General features: G+C 73.2%; 12 protein-coding genes, 1 tRNA gene and 1 pseudogene. 5 read left to right on the top strand and 9 right to left on the bottom strand.

The window, feature by feature from the left end:
* Positions 1 to 5 precede the first annotated feature (5 nt).
* Together serA and EGX94_RS00380 are read left to right on the top strand one after the other, a co-directional pair.
* On the top strand, positions 6 to 1,199 hold the full coding sequence (gene serA, locus EGX94_RS00385) for a phosphoglycerate dehydrogenase (RefSeq protein ID WP_021798357.1): 1,194 nt from the start codon (positions 6 to 8) through the stop codon (positions 1,197 to 1,199).
* Between the two features lie 309 nt (positions 1,200 to 1,508).
* Positions 1,509 to 1,739 (top strand): annotated as a pseudogene (locus tag EGX94_RS00380) (DUF4956 domain-containing protein); the annotation flags it as partial.
* A gap of 311 nt (positions 1,740 to 2,050) precedes the next feature.
* Here the strand turns inward: EGX94_RS00380 and EGX94_RS00375 are convergent.
* The 3 genes from EGX94_RS00375 to aroA are packed head-to-tail and all read right to left on the bottom strand — an operon-like array spanning position 2,051 to position 5,295.
* Positions 2,051 to 2,875, bottom strand: coding sequence for an inositol monophosphatase family protein (locus tag EGX94_RS00375; RefSeq protein WP_021797482.1), 825 nt, complete (start codon positions 2,873 to 2,875; stop codon positions 2,051 to 2,053).
* 48 nt (positions 2,876 to 2,923) lie between these two features.
* The gene (gene rsgA, locus EGX94_RS00370; protein ID WP_021797472.1) at positions 2,924 to 3,964 is read right to left on the bottom strand and encodes a ribosome small subunit-dependent GTPase A; all 1,041 of its coding nucleotides are present in this window, start codon (positions 3,962 to 3,964) and stop codon (positions 2,924 to 2,926) included.
* On the bottom strand, positions 3,961 to 5,295 hold the full coding sequence (gene aroA, locus EGX94_RS00365; protein WP_028706016.1) for a 3-phosphoshikimate 1-carboxyvinyltransferase: 1,335 nt from the start codon (positions 5,293 to 5,295) through the stop codon (positions 3,961 to 3,963). The genes rsgA and aroA overlap by 4 nt, the downstream gene beginning before the upstream one ends.
* Positions 5,296 to 5,456: 161 nt before the next feature.
* Between aroA and EGX94_RS00360 the strand changes: the two genes are divergently transcribed.
* The gene (locus EGX94_RS00360) at positions 5,457 to 6,083 is read left to right on the top strand and encodes a sigma-70 family RNA polymerase sigma factor (RefSeq protein ID WP_021797473.1); all 627 of its coding nucleotides are present in this window, start codon (positions 5,457 to 5,459) and stop codon (positions 6,081 to 6,083) included.
* Entirely contained in the window at positions 6,080 to 6,391 is a 312-nt protein-coding gene (locus tag EGX94_RS00355) for a zf-HC2 domain-containing protein (protein WP_021797480.1), read from the top strand. The genes EGX94_RS00360 and EGX94_RS00355 overlap by 4 nt, the downstream gene beginning before the upstream one ends.
* 139 nt (positions 6,392 to 6,530) lie before the next feature.
* Here EGX94_RS00355 and EGX94_RS14180 read toward each other — a convergent pair whose 3' ends face one another.
* On the bottom strand, positions 6,531 to 6,605 hold the full coding sequence (locus EGX94_RS14180) for a 50S ribosomal protein bL37 (RefSeq protein ID WP_377174161.1): 75 nt from the start codon (positions 6,603 to 6,605) through the stop codon (positions 6,531 to 6,533).
* A 172-nt stretch (positions 6,606 to 6,777) separates the two neighbouring features.
* On the opposite strand from EGX94_RS14180, the gene EGX94_RS00350 reads away from it, so the two are divergent.
* Entirely contained in the window at positions 6,778 to 8,262 is a 1,485-nt protein-coding gene (locus EGX94_RS00350) for a sensor histidine kinase (protein ID WP_021797483.1), read from the top strand.
* A gap of 118 nt (positions 8,263 to 8,380) precedes the next feature.
* On the opposite strand, the gene EGX94_RS00345 is transcribed toward EGX94_RS00350, so the two are convergent.
* From EGX94_RS00345 to EGX94_RS00325, 5 genes are all read right to left on the bottom strand, one after another.
* Positions 8,381 to 8,629 carry a WhiB family transcriptional regulator gene (locus tag EGX94_RS00345; protein WP_021797476.1) on the bottom strand — a complete coding sequence of 83 codons (249 nt, stop codon included), beginning with the start codon at positions 8,627 to 8,629 and terminating at the stop codon, positions 8,381 to 8,383.
* A 426-nt stretch (positions 8,630 to 9,055) separates the two neighbouring features.
* On the bottom strand, positions 9,056 to 10,450 hold the full coding sequence (locus EGX94_RS00340; protein WP_021797475.1) for a glycosyltransferase family 87 protein: 1,395 nt from the start codon (positions 10,448 to 10,450) through the stop codon (positions 9,056 to 9,058).
* Positions 10,447 to 11,811, bottom strand: coding sequence for a glycosyltransferase 87 family protein (locus EGX94_RS00335; RefSeq protein WP_021797479.1), 1,365 nt, complete (start codon positions 11,809 to 11,811; stop codon positions 10,447 to 10,449). Before EGX94_RS00335 ends, EGX94_RS00340 begins: the two co-directional genes overlap by 4 nt.
* Positions 11,808 to 13,214, bottom strand: a complete 1,407-nt coding sequence (locus EGX94_RS00330; RefSeq protein ID WP_021797471.1) for a glycosyltransferase 87 family protein — start codon at positions 13,212 to 13,214, stop codon at positions 11,808 to 11,810. The genes EGX94_RS00335 and EGX94_RS00330 overlap by 4 nt, the downstream gene beginning before the upstream one ends.
* A 166-nt stretch (positions 13,215 to 13,380) precedes the next feature.
* Positions 13,381 to 13,452: transfer RNA gene (locus EGX94_RS00325), tRNA-Arg, on the bottom strand.
* Positions 13,453 to 13,533: the final 81 nt, after the last annotated feature.

Here is a 13,533-nt window from a genome sequence, read left to right as displayed (position 1 = left end):
ACGCCATGAAGGCACTTCTGCTCGAGAACGTCCACCCCGAGGCCACGAGGATCCTCACCGAGGCCGGCTACGACGTGGAGACGCGCGCCGGGGCGCTGGGCGAGGACGAACTGGTGTCCGCACTCGACGGCGTGGAGCTCCTGGGCATCCGATCGCGCACCAACGTCACCGACAAGGTCCTGGCGCGCATCCCCTCCACCCTCAAGGCCATCGGCGCCTTCTGCATCGGCACGAACCAGATCGCCCTCGAGTCCGCCGCGGCCAAGGGCATCGCCTGCTTCAACGCCCCGTACTCCAACACCCGCTCGGTCGTCGAGCTGGCCATGGCCGAGATCGTCGCCCTGGCCCGCCACCTCACCGACCGCAACGCCCAGATGCACGAGGGCACGTGGAACAAGTCGGCGTCCGGCTCGCACGAGGTGCGCGGCCGCCGGCTCGGCATCGTCGGCTACGGGAACATCGGGTCGCAGCTGTCCGTGCTGGCCGAGGCCTTCGGCATGCGCGTCCACTACTACGACATCCAGGACCGCCTGGCCATGGGCAACGCCCAGCGCTGCGACACCCTCGAGGAGCTGCTCTCTCGGGTCGACGTCGTCTCGCTGCACGTCGACGGGCGTCCCGAGAACACCGGCTTCTTCGGCGAGGACGAGTTCGCCGCGATGCGGCCCCGCTCGTTCTTCCTCAATCTCTCCCGCGGCTCCGTCTTCGACCACAGGGCCCTCGCCGACGCGCTGCGCTCGGGCCACCTGGCCGGCGCCGCGGTCGACGTCCACCCGACCGAGCCCAGGAGGGCGGGGGAGCGCTTCGTGTCGCCGCTCCAGGGCCTGCCGAACGTCATCCTCACCCCGCACGTGGGCGGATCCACCCAGGAGGCCCAGGTGAGCATCGGCCGGTACGTCGCCGGCAAGCTCAGCGAGTACGTCACGACCGGAGGGACCTCGATGAGCGTCAACCTGCCCGAGGTCACCGTCCCGGCGCGCGAGGGCAGCCGGGTGGTCCACATCCACCGCAACGTCCCGGGGGTCCTCGGCGCCGTGAACTCGGTGCTGTCCGAGCACAACGCGAACATTGCCTTCCAGGCCCTGTCCACCCGCGGCGAGGTCGGCTACGCGGTCACCGACGTCGTGGCGGCCGAGTCCGGCTGGTTCGACGCCCTGGCCGAGGTGCCGAACACCATCAGCTGCCGGGTGATCCGCTGAGGCACCGGCCGGGAGGCCTCCCGGGGACGCGTCCTGCGGTCCCGGGCGTCGGCTCCTCGACGACGGGCCGGCACCGAGGGGCGGATGGATCTGCGTCCGGGCGCCGTACCGACCCTGGAACGGGCCCCGGAGACCCCCTGACGCGGCCCCGCCTCTGAGAGCCGCCGGTCCGGGGCGGTTCCGCACGGTTGCCGTAGCCCTATCGGGGCACGGACTATCGGGGCACAGAGCGCATCACCCTCCGCACGGGGTGCCCGCGGTTCTGCGCGGCTGAGCCGTTCGCAAACCCCGGAGGAATGGAGCCTGATCATGTCGAGCCACGTCCTCGTCGCCGTCGACGCAGTGGTGATCTGCCTTCTCGTGTTCGGCGTCCACCTGCCGAGGCACCACCGCAGGGACATGGTCGTCTCGTACATCACGGTGGGCATCGGCGTCCTCGCCGTGGCCGTCGCGCTGTCCATCAGCGCGACGGCGGCCGGCCTGGGCATGGGGCTGTTCGGCGTCCTGTCGATCATCCGTCTCCGCTCCGAGGAGCTCGGCCAGATCGAGACCGCCTACTGCTTCAGCGCCCTGGCGCTCGGCCTGCTCGGCGGGGTCGGCGTCCGGTCCCGCGCCGGGGCCCCGCGGCCCGGCGCGGCGCGGGCCGCCTCGACCCGGGGCCGCCGCACAACAGGTGGCACCGGACGATGGGCGGCCTCGCCCCCGACCTCACCGTCGTCGAGGGGCCCCCTCGCGACCGGTGAGCGCGGGGAGCGGTCGGGCGCGGGCCAGCCGGACGGTCGGCACGGCCGGCGGCAGGGCGCCCCGACGGGGTCCGGGAGCGGTCGCTCGGGCGGCCGGCGGCCCGGGCTTCAGGGGCGCCCGTCGTCCGGATCGGGCCCCTCGTCGGGGGCCAGGCGCTCCAGTACCTCGTCGTGGAGGATGCCGTTGGTGGCCAGCGCGCCACGACCGACCGGGCCCGGGGCCCCGTCGAGGTTCGTGAAGCGGCCGCCGGCCTCGGTGACGATGGGCACGAGGGCCGCCATGTCGTACAGCTCCAGGTCCGGTTCGCAGGCCAGGTCGACGGCCCCCTCGGCGACGAGCATGTAGCTGAAGAAGTCGCCGAAGGCCCTCGTCCGACCGCAGTCGCGCATGAGATCGACGAAGCCTTGGCCACGCCCCCCGTCGATCCAGCCGTGGATGGAGGAGTACGACAGGAAGGCGTCGGCGAGGTGTGAGGTGCCCGAGACGCGGATGGGGTTCGGGGTGAACAGCGACGTGCCGGTGAAGGCGCCCGAGCCCTCGGCCGCCCACCAGCGGCGCCCCAGCGCCGGGGCGCTCACGACGCCGACGACCATCTCTCCGCCCACCCGGAGGCCGATGAGCGTGGCCCAGATCGGCACGCCGCGCACGTAGTTGGCGGTGCCGTCGATGGGGTCGATGATCCACTGACGCGGCCCGTAGCCGGTGTCGGGCATCTCCTCGCCGTGGACGGCGTCGCGGGGACGGGCGGTGGCGAGCGTGTGCCGCACCGAGGCCTCGATGGCCTGGTCCGCCTCGGAGACGGGCGTGCGGTCGGCCTTCGCCCGGACCTTCAGGTCCCGCGCCTTGAAGCGGTTCAGGGCGAGGGAGTCGGCGTTGTCGGCCATGAGATGGGCGAGGCGCAGATCATCGGTGTAGTCGGGTGCAGCGGCCATGCGCCCGACTCTAACCGTTCGGTCCTCCGCCGGCCCGGCGGCGCCGGCTCAGCGGCGGGTCACGGGCCGGTCGACGGCCTCCAGGACGCGGCGGAACGAGCCGAGGCGGGCCTCGGAGAGCTCCCCGCGCCGGGCCGCCTCGTTCAGCCCGCACTCGGGCGTCCCCGCGTGGTGGTTGCAGCCGCGGGGACAGTCGGCGGTGAAGCCGGCCAGATCGGTGAAGGCCGCCAAGATCGTCTCCGGCCGCACGTGGCTCAGGCCGAAGCTGCGCACGCCGGGGGTGTCGATGACCCAGCCCGGCTCTCGGTCGTCGACGGACGGCAGGGCGAGGGCCTCGGCGGAGGTCGAGGTGTGGCGCCCCTTGCCGGTGACGTCGTTGACGCGCCCGGTGACGCGTCCGGCGCCGGGCACGAGGCGGTTGATGAGGGTCGACTTGCCGACGCCGGAGTGGCCCACGAGAACGGTCACCCGGCCGGCCAGGAGCGCGCGCAGCCCTGACAGGTCGGAGCCGGGCGCGCAGACGATGATCGGCACGTCGAGCGGCTCGTACAGGGCGACGAGCCCGGCCGGGTCGGCCAGGTCGGCCTTGGTCAGCGCGATGACCGGTCGAACCCCGGCGTCGTAGCCGGCCACGAGGACGCGGTCGATCATGCCGGGGCGGGCCGGGGGATCGGCCAGCGAGGTCACGACGACGAGCTGGTCGGCGTTGGCGACGATCGGGCGCTCGCTCGGGTCGGTGTCGTCGGCGGTGCGGTTCAGCTCGGTGCGCCGCGGCTCCACCTCGACGATGCGCGCCAGCGTGCCGCGCTCGCCGCTCGTGTCGCCGACGACGCGCACCAGGTCGCCGACGATGACGCCCCTGCGGCCCAGCCGACGGGCCTTGGTGGCCAGCAGCGCGCTCCGGTCGCCGTCGACCATGCGGCAGTGGTAGCGGCCGCGATCGACGGTGATGACGCGGGCGAGCCGCGCCGCCGAGTAGTCGGGGCGGTCCTTCGTCCGGGGACGACTGCGCCGGGCGGGGCGCCCGAAGTCGTGCGCGTCGAAGTCGGTGCCGCGGCCGATGGCGCCGCGCGTGCGGCGGGGGCTCATCGGGCGGCCGCCATCGCGTCCCAGCGCGCGGCGAAGTCGGGCATCGTCTTGGCGGTGCAGCCCACGTCGTCGAGCCGCACACCGGGGACGACGAGCCCCATGAGCGCGCCCAAGTGCGCCATGCGGTGGTCGCCGTGGCAGGCGAACAGGCCATCGCCCGCGCTGGGGTGCAGCGCATCGAGCCGCCCGGCCATGCCGGTGACGACCAGCCCGTCGTCCAGCTCGCGCACCGGGACGCCGAGACGGCCCAGCTCGGCGGCGATGGCCCTGATGCGGTCGGTCTCGTGACCCCGGATGTGCCCGACGCCCGTGATCGTCGTGGGGCCCTCCGCCACGGCCGCCAGCGCGGCGACGACCGGAGTCAGCTCGCTGGCCTCGTGGAGGTCGAGCGGGGCGCCGGCGAGCGGGGCGGCTGAGGCGCTCAGCCCGTCGGGGGCGGCGGTGACGGCCGCGCCCATGCGGATCAGGACGTCGCGGATCGCCGCGCCCGGCTGGGTGCTGCGGCGCGGCCAGCCGGCGATCGTCACCGTCCCCCCGGTGAGCACGCCGGCGGCCAGGAAGGCCGCTGCGTTCGTGAGGTCCGGCTCGATGCGCTCGTCGCGGGCCTCGACGACGCCCGGACGGACCCGCCAGTGACGGCCCCCGACGAGGGTCTCGACGTCGATCCCGTGCCGGGCGGCCATGGCGATCGTCATCGCGATGTGCGGAGCCGAGGGCACCGGGGGGCCGACGTGCTCGACGTCCAGGCCCCGCGGGAGGCGGGCGCCGACGAGCAGGAGCCCGGAGACGTACTGGCTGGAGCCGCTCGAGTCGATCCGCACCGGGCCCCCGGCCAGCCCGTCGCCGGCGTCGAGCGTGAAGGGGAGCGCGTCGGCGTCGACGGCGGCGCCGAGGGCGCGCAGGGCCGCGAGCAGCGGGGCGACGGGGCGTTCGCCGGCCCGCTCGTCGCCGACGAACGAGGTCCGTCCGCCGGCCAGCGCCGCGATCGGCGGGACGAAGCGCATGACGGTGCCCGCCAGGCCGCAATCGATCGGCCGCGCGGCCGCGTGGAGCGGGCCCGGCACGACGCGCAGGGCGGGGCCCTCGGCCTCGACGGTGGCGCCGAGGGCGCGCAGGGCGTCCGCCATGAGGCGGGTGTCGCGGGCGTCGAGGACGCCGCGGATGGTGCTGGGGCCCTCGCTCAGCGCGGCGAGGACGAGCGCCCGGTTCGACTCGGACTTCGACCCGGGCACCTCGACCACCGCGCGGAGGGGCCCGGCCGGGCGGGGCGCCCGCCAGGGGCCCACGGCGGACGGTCGGGGGGCGCGCGTGCCGGTCGCGGGTTCGCTCATGGGCCCCAGACTATCGAGTCCTCCCGCCGGCCCTCCGGGGGCGCGCACCCGGCCGGCCCCGGCGGGAATACCCGCGCCGGTTCCGGCGTTGTCCGGGTGTGATGACAGCGACGGCGCCGGGTGATTCGGTACTGTCATGTGCGATGAACCCGACTGATGAAATGCGCGATGCCGACGTCGACCCGCCCCGGCGGGACGCCGACATCCGCGACACCGAAACCGACGAGCAGCGGATCGCCCGGTTCGAGCGCGACGCCATGGTCCATCTCGACCAGCTCTACGGCGCGGCGCTGCGCATGACGCGCAACCCCAGCGACGCCGAGGACATCGTGCAGGAGACCTATGCGAAGGCCTTCGGCTCGTTCAAGCAGTTCCGGCCCGGCACCAATCTCAGGGCATGGCTGTACCGCATCCTCACGAACACGTACATCAACAGCTACCGCAAGGCCCAGCGCCAGCCGCGGACCAGCGGCGGCGAGGAGGTCGAGGACTGGCAGCTGGCGAAGGCGGCCTCCCACGACTCGAGCGGGCTGAGGTCCGCCGAGACGGAGGCGCTGTCGGCCATCCCGGACCAGGCGGTCACCGATGCGCTCAACGCGCTGTCGGACGACTTCCGCCAGGCGGTGCTGCTGGCCGACGTGGAGGGCTTCTCGTACAAGGAGATCGCCGAGATCATGGGCACGCCCATCGGCACGGTGATGTCGCGGCTCAACCGGGGCCGAGCGCAGCTGCGCTCGTCGCTGGTCGACTACGCGCGCGAGCACGGCTTCGGAAGGCAGCAGAGATGAATGAGATCGGTCCCGAGCTCTTCCCGGTGGAGGCGACCGACGAGGAGGCCTGCGAGTACGCCATGGCCAGCGTGTACGCCTTCCTGCACGGCGAGCTGCCCGAGGCGACGGCCGACGAGATCCGCCATCACCTCATGATCTGCGAGAACTGCATGGATGACTTCGACATCGAGTCGACCATTACGACCCTCGTGCGGCGCAGCTGCGCCGACACGCCCTGCGCCTCCGTCGAGCTGCGCGCCCGCATCGTCCGGCTCGCCTTCATCGGGCGGCAGGCCTCCCGGGCCACCGGGCAGCAGGCCTCCTAGGCCCGGACGGTTCCCGTCCGACGCCCGGGTCGGCTCCGCGGCGCGGGCGGGAGCCTCCGTCCGCCGGGCCCCGCCGCCCGAACCTCCGTGGGGGACGGGGCGGGCGCGCATCGCGCCGGGGCCCGGACGGGCGTCCGGCTCAGGCGTTGGGGCGCTTGCCGTGGTTGGCGCCGTTCTTGCGGCGGGCGCGGCGCTTGCGACCGGTCTTGGCCATGTCGACCTCCAGAAGTCCAGGGCCGGGCCCGGCGGCCCGACGTCGATGATCCACGGCCCCGGCCGGTGCGGTCGGGGCACGGCCTCTGAGTCTGCCACGCGCCGGGCCCGCAGTCGAACCGGCGCGTCGGCGTCCGGCCGGCCCGGTCGCGCCGCCCGCTAGGATCGGCTTCATGCTGACGATGGACCGGGTGCTCACCCAGCGCACCACGCTCGCCGAGGAGGACCGGGACTGGCTCGACTCCTTCGTCCGCGAGTGGCACGTGCTGGCCGACACGAGCTTCTCCGACCTCGTCCTGTGGGTGCCCGACGTCGACGACAACATCTTCTGGGCCGTCGCCCAGCGCCGCCCCGTCACCGGCCCGACCGCCCTCGAGGAGGACGTCGTCGGTTCCGAGATCCGCTACGAGCCGGACTCGCTCGTCGTCGAGGCCTATCTGTCGCGCGAGATCTGCGAGACGAGCGACAACAAGTTGCAGGCCGGCATCCCCGTCGACGTCTGGGCCATCCCCGTCATCCGCCACGGCGAGGTCATCGGCGTCGTCGAGCGGCACACGAACCGGATGGGCGTCCGTGCGCCGGGCGCCATGGAGGACGCCTACCTGAGGATCGCCGACACCCTGTCCAACATGCTCTGGCACGGCGACTTCCCGATCGACCCGCCGGGCGACCTCACGCTCAGCCCCCACGTCGGCGACGGCCTCATCCTCGCCTCCGCCGACGGCGAGATGACCTACGCCAGTCCGAACGCCGTCTCGGTCTACCGCCGGCTGGGGCTGGTCGGCGACCTCATCGGCGAGAACCTGTGCCGGCTCACCGTCGACGGCCTGGGCGCCGAGGTGCAGCCCGTCGAACCCACCCGCATGCGCTTCAACGGCCGTCGGGCGGGGGAGTACGAGGCGGAGAACGGCGCGGGCTCCATGCGGCTGCGCGTCCTGCCGCTGAGCGAGGACGGCGAGCGCATCGCGATCATGGCGCTGTGCCGCGACATCACCGACCTGCGCTACCGCGACCGCGAGCTCATGACGAAGAACGCGATGATCCGGGAGACCCATCATCGGGTCAAGAACAACCTGCAGACCGTCGCCGCCCTCCTGCGCCTCCAGTCGCGCCGGGCCACCTCCCAGGAGGCCCGCGACGACCTCGACGACGCGATGAGCCGCGTGCAGTCGATCGCGATCGTCCACGAGATCCTCTCGCGCAGCTTCGACGAGGCCGCCGAGTTCGACGAGATCGCCGACAAGATCCTCCAGATGGTCGGCGACGTGGCGGCCAGCTCCGGTGTCGTGCGCGCCACGCGCGAGGGCAGCTTCGGGCTCGTCCCGGCCAAGGCGGCCACCTCGCTGTCGCTCATCATGACCGAGCTGTGCCAGAACGCCATCGAGCACGGCCTGGACGCGGGCGCCGGCGCGGTGCGCGTCGTCCCGCAGCGCCGGGAGGACGGGGGGCTGGTCCTCGACGTCGTCGACCAGGGCGTCGGGCTGGCCGACGACTTCCGGCTCTTCCAGACCGACAGTCTGGGGACCTCGATCGTCGCCGCGCTCGTGGCCGACATGCACGGCGAGTTCACGCTGTTCAACAACGCCGACGGCGTCGGCGCGACCTCGCGGGTGGTGATCCCGGCCGAGACCCTGGCCGTTCCGGGTTCCGGGGCGTGAGCCCGCCCGCGCACCGGAGGATCCCGGACCCGGGGCGGGCGGCGCGGACAGGACGCACGAGGGAGGGGCGTCCGCCGATGCGGACGCCCCTCCCTCGTGTCTGCTGCCGGGTGGCTGCTCAGGCGGCCCTGCGTGCGCGTGCGGCGCGCCGCTTCATGGCGCGGCGCTCGTCCTCGGACAGGCCGCCCCAGACGCCGTGGTCCTGGCCGGCCTCGAGGGCCCAGGCGAGGCACTCGTCGCAGACGCCGCAGCGGCTGCAGACCTTCTTGGCCTCCTCTATCTGGGCGAGGGCCGGGCCGGTGTTGCCGATGGGGAAGAAGAGTTCCGGGTCCTCGACCCGGCAGGCGGCTTCGTGGCGCCAGTCCATTTCGTGCACGACTCCTTAGGCGAATGGCGGGCCCGTCGGCCCGCCGTCCCGTCGTCCGCGTCCGGGCCCGTCGGCCCATCGCGGATGCGGTGACGATTCCTGGGACAATCCTGAGCTGGTCAGGGGATCCGGTCGCCGGCGCCGTTCGCGCACGATCGAGTCCCGCGATGCGGTCCACGGCGCGAGGGCGACGGAGGATTCGAACCCCGAGCACCTAGCTTGCCATGCGCGCCGCGATTGATCCAGAGCCGGTGAGCACATTTGTTCCCGTTGTGCAACTCGATCGTCGGGTTGCACTCTTCGAACCGATCGTCCACACCGACTTGACAAGGGATGTCGCCGTGGCGGGAGCCGGTCGGGAAGGGAGCGGTCCGCGGTGGAGCAGCCGTCGGCCCGGTCGCCCCGCCCCGGCGCGCGACCGGTTCGTCAGGGCGTCCGTCGGGGTCGCCGCGCCGTTCTGAGGGCCTCCCCCCAGGCCGCCACGGCCAGGGCGACCATGGCGAGGTTGCGCAGCACGAGGAGCATCGTCGCCCCGATGCTGGGATCGGTGAGGGCGATGAGGCCGCTGTAGGTGAGCGGGTAGACGAGCTGGGTCAGGGCCACCGAGACGAGTCCGAGGGTCACCAGGCGCCGGGCCGCCGGCGCCCGGTCCCGTCCGGTCGGGGAGGGCGGGGGCTCCTGATCCGCCTGGGGGGACGGGACGCCCCGGCCCGCCTGTGCGGGAGGGGCGCTCCGGGGGGCCGTGGAGGACGCGATGACGGCGAGGGGTCCGAAGAGCCAGATCATGTACTGAGGGCTGAGGGTCTTGTTCACCACGATCCATCCGGCGATGATCGCCAGGACGGCGAGCCGGACGGCCCACTCGTGCTCGGCCGTCTCCTCGGTCGGGGGCGCATCAGGGGATGTCCCCCATTCGCCTCTGGAGAGGACGATCAGGGTTGACAGCACCAGGGTCAGTGCGATGAGCACGAGCATCGAGACGCCCGCCGCGGTCCGCCAGCCGGCCACGGCGGGGGAGAAGACCTCGTAGGCCTTGAACCCGCTGAAGGCGACGTTCACGTCCGTGCCGCCGAGAGCGCGGGCGAGCATGAGGGGCGTGGCCCACACCGACTCGATCTGCAGTCCGCGCCCGGACTGCCAGCCCAGCGGGGAGCACGTCCGCGCCAGGCCCGAGGTGAGCAGCGAGACGAGGACGAGCGCCGAGCCGGTGACGACGAAGCCCGCGCCGCGGTGCCGCGCAGCGCGCGAGCGCCCCAGCATCGGCAGGATGAGCAGGGCGGGCCACAGCTTGAACCCGGCGCCGAGTGCCAGCAGCACCCCCGACAGGGCGGGCCGGCGGCGCATCCAGTGCAGGGCGCCCAGGACGCACAGGGCCGGGGCGATGTCGAGCCGGAACCACAGCAGCGGGCCGAGCAGGGCGCCGCAGATCGCCCAGACCCACGCGGCGAGGGCGCTCTCACGCCGACGCAGAGCGAGGCAGCACGCCCCGTCGGCGACCGCGATGAGCAGCCCGAAGAGCAGGACGTACAGGTCGACCGAGCCGCCCGAGGGCGCCTCGAGGAGCTGGAGGAGCCAGACCAGGGGGGCGGGGTACTCCTCGAGCACGCCGGTCAGGTCCGACAGGACCGGCACCGGGCGCCCGGCGACCGACATCGCGTAGTAGTTCACGTCGTTGCGGATGAAGCCGCACAGCGCCTGCCACAGGCACAGCATGACGATGCGGCTCAGGACCCAGAACAGGACGAGCCAGACGATGTCGTCGACGGGTCCGCGGGGGGGCTCCCCGGGAACCGTCGTCTGGTGGGTTCTCCTGCGGCTCATGCGTGCGGCTCCTCGTCGTCGGGCTGGGTCGATGATGGCAGGTGCGCCGGCGCGGGGCGTCCCAGGCGCCACGCCCCGGACAGGGCCAGTGCGGCGGAGTGCCCGGCGAGGACGCACATGAGCGCATTGCGCGCCACGAGCAGGGCGCTCACCGCGACGCCCGGGTCGGTCGCCGTCACCAGGGCCGAGTAGTTGAGCGGGAAGATCAGCTGCGTCAGGGCCGCGCAGCACAGCGTCATGACGACCAGCACCGCCCCGTGGCGCCGGTCCCCGCTGCGCCACTGCGCCGAGCTGAGCACGGCGAAGGGCCCGGCCAGCCAGATCATGTACTGCGGGCTGAAGGTCTTGTCGGCGACGATGACGGCGCAGATCATCGCGACGAGTCCCAGCAGGAGCGCCCGGTCGCGGTCCCGGCGCCGCTCCGGGGCCAGGGCCGCCGACAGCCGGTGACCGGGCAGTCCGGCGCCGCCGAAGCCGATGAGCCAGCACAGCACCAGGCCCAGCCCGACCACGACGAGCATCGAGCCCGAGGCGAGCCGCACCAGCGTCGGCACGCCCGGCCCGAAGACCTCGTAGGCGTTGTACCGGCTCAGGCGCACGTGCCAGCCGTCGCTGACCAGCCGGGCGGCCATGAGGGGGGTCGCCCAGACCGACTCGACCTGCAGGCCGCGTCCGTTCTGCCAGCCCAGGGGTGAGACCGAGCGCGTCCAGCCCTCGGCGAGCCACGAGAGCGCTCCGAGCGCGCCGCCGAGCCCGACGAGGCCGAGGCCCCGGCGTCGCCCCGCCCGGTCGGCGCCCAGCAACGGCAGGACGAGCAGGGCGGGCCACAGCTTCATCGCGGCGCCGAGCCCGACGGCGGCGCCGGACAGCACCGGGCGCCGGCTGCGCTGGTGGGCCGCCACGAGCACGCAGACGGCCGGGACGAGGTCGATGCGGAACCACAGGAGCGGCCCGATGCAGAAGGTGAAGCCGATCCACAGCAGCGCCCCGAGCCGGGAGTGGTGCGTCCACAGCGCCCAGCAGCAGAACGTGTCGAGGAGCACCATGAGCAGGGCGAAGGCGTAGACGTAGACGGCGCTCGAGGCGCCAGCCGGGACGCGGAGCGCCTCGAGGAGCCACACGGCCGGCACCGGGTACTCGACGAGCGTCCCGCCGAGGCCGTGCGAGCGCAGCATCGGGACGCTCTGCAGCTGGACGGCGTAGTAGCCGACGTCCTCGCGCACGTACAGGCACAGCGTGGCCAGGACGAGCGCCATCACCGAGCGGGTGCCGAGCCAGGCCACGACGCCGACCCAGCCGCTGAGCGGCAGGTGGCGCCGGAGCCGTTCGACCCCGGACGCCGTACCGTGCGAGGGCCTCATGCGTCCGGGGTGCGGGCCGGTCCGGGGTGCACGGCCGAGCGCACCGCCCGGACCGCGGACGGGCGCAGGAAGCTCCACACCCAGCGCACGACGAGCCCCAGGACGATGACCACGGTGATGTTGCGGGCCGCCAGCAGCCCGGTGGCGGGCAGGCGCAGCAGCTCGTCGCCGACGTTCCAGTCGCTGACCAGCCGGTTGTAGCTGAGCGGGTAGACGAGCAGGGTGAAGGCCGTGGTCACGAGCATCCACATGGAGATCGCGTTCATGCGCGAACGGTCGGTGAAGAATCTGCTCGTGCGCTGGCTGCGCGCGCCGAGCACAGCGTAGGCGGCGGCCTGGGGACCGCCGACCCACATGATGTACTGCGGGCTGAAGGTCTTGTTCGTGACGATCATGATGAGGATCACCAGCTGCACGAGCGCGACGGCCTCGATGATGCGGCCGTGGCCCCGCCACAGCCACACCAGGTAGGCGGCGAACGCGGCGAGCAGACCGGCGTAGAAGGCCAGGTCGGCGATCGTGACGATCGGGTGGACGCCCGGGCCCCAGATCTCGTAGGCCTGGTAGCGGCTCAGCGTCACGACGTAGTCGCCGGTGCCCAGCGCGCGTCCGAGCATCGGGACGGTGGCCGCGATGGACTCGATCTGGAGTCCGCGTCCGGACTGCCAGTGCAGCGGCGACATGAGGCGGTCCCAGCCGGCGAATGCGATGGAGGCGGCGGTGAGCGCGGCGCCGGTGAGGGCGAAGCCGAGCGTCGTGGTGATCTTCTGCCGTCTGGCGCCCGGCAGGAGGGCCGGCCACAGCAGCGCGGGCCACAGCTTCACCGCCGCGCCCGCGGCGGTGAGCGCGCCGGCCGTGACGTTGTGCCGCCGCAGCAGGAAGATGACCGACCAGCCGGCGAGGACGCACGTGATGAGGTCGAAGCGCAGATAAGCGGTGGGCCCGACGAGGGCCAGGAAGAGCGTCCAGAAGACGACGGCCTGGCCCTTCATCGCCCCGCCGGTGTGCCACAGCGACCAGGTGAAGGCCGCGTCGATGGCCAGCATCATGAGCGCGAAGACGATGACGTAGCCGTGCTGGGTGCCGAGGCCGAGCAGATAGGGCACGGCGAGCAGCCCGATGACCGGGGTCGGGTACTCGGTGAGGGTGCGGGCCGGCCCGGAGCCGAACAGCACCTGGATCTTCTCGTAGTAGTAGACGACGTCGCCCTGCGTCGAGGGCGTGAGGAAGGCCCAGATGCAGAAGATGAGCAGCCGGGCGGCGAACCAGAAGAACAGGAGGAAACGGCCCGACTGGAGGCGCTCGCGGGTGAAGGCCAGCGTGATCCGGCGCGAGATGCGGGTGGACAACCGGGAGGGGGTGGCCGCCGTCGCGCCGGCGTGGACGAGCGGCTGATCCGTCATCGCCGTGCCCCTTCCGCAGCGCAGGTGTGCCGAACCTCGTCCGTGGTGCCCGCGTCGGCGCGCGGTCCATGAGGTTCGTTTCGGGTGCGCGGTCGATGAGGCCCGCCCCGGGGCGCAGGACAGCGGAGCCGCGCCACGGCGCAGGGAGGGATGCCTCCTCGGGCAGCGCTCCCGGAGGGATTCGAACCCTCGCACCCGCCTCCGGAGGGCGGTGCTCTATCCCCTGAGCTACGGGAGCCGGACCCGTTCGACGGGACCGTGCCTCAGCTTAGCGCCCCGTCCGGAGCACGGCGAACCGCGCCGCGCCGGACGCCGCTGC

This window comes from Propionibacterium acidifaciens, from assembly GCF_003798325.1.
Lineage (GTDB): Bacteria > Actinomycetota > Actinomycetes > Propionibacteriales > Propionibacteriaceae > Propionibacterium > Propionibacterium acidifaciens.
The sequence above is the reverse complement of the archived record's forward strand: the minus strand, read 5'-3'. Positions and strand labels throughout refer to the sequence as shown.

Bases quoted from the DNA above. Each gene is read 5' to 3' on its own strand.
- serA (WP_021798357.1), top strand. From the start codon at position 6: ATGAAGGCACTTCTGCTCGAGAACGTCCACCCCGAGGCCACGAGGATC.
- EGX94_RS00375 (WP_021797482.1), bottom strand. From the start codon at position 2,875: ATGGCCGCTGCACCCGACTACACCGATGATCTGCGCCTCGCCCATCTC.
- rsgA (WP_021797472.1), bottom strand. From the start codon at position 3,964: ATGAGCCCCCGCCGCACGCGCGGCGCCATCGGCCGCGGCACCGACTTC.
- aroA (WP_028706016.1), bottom strand. From the start codon at position 5,295: ATGAGCGAACCCGCGACCGGCACGCGCGCCCCCCGACCGTCCGCCGTG.
- EGX94_RS00360 (WP_021797473.1), top strand. From the start codon at position 5,457: ATGCGCGATGCCGACGTCGACCCGCCCCGGCGGGACGCCGACATCCGC.
- EGX94_RS00355 (WP_021797480.1), top strand. From the start codon at position 6,080: ATGAATGAGATCGGTCCCGAGCTCTTCCCGGTGGAGGCGACCGACGAG.
- EGX94_RS00350 (WP_021797483.1), top strand. From the start codon at position 6,778: ATGCTGACGATGGACCGGGTGCTCACCCAGCGCACCACGCTCGCCGAG.
- EGX94_RS00345 (WP_021797476.1), bottom strand. From the start codon at position 8,629: ATGGACTGGCGCCACGAAGCCGCCTGCCGGGTCGAGGACCCGGAACTC.
- EGX94_RS00340 (WP_021797475.1), bottom strand. From the start codon at position 10,450: ATGAGCCGCAGGAGAACCCACCAGACGACGGTTCCCGGGGAGCCCCCC.
- EGX94_RS00335 (WP_021797479.1), bottom strand. From the start codon at position 11,811: ATGAGGCCCTCGCACGGTACGGCGTCCGGGGTCGAACGGCTCCGGCGC.
- EGX94_RS00330 (WP_021797471.1), bottom strand. From the start codon at position 13,214: ATGACGGATCAGCCGCTCGTCCACGCCGGCGCGACGGCGGCCACCCCC.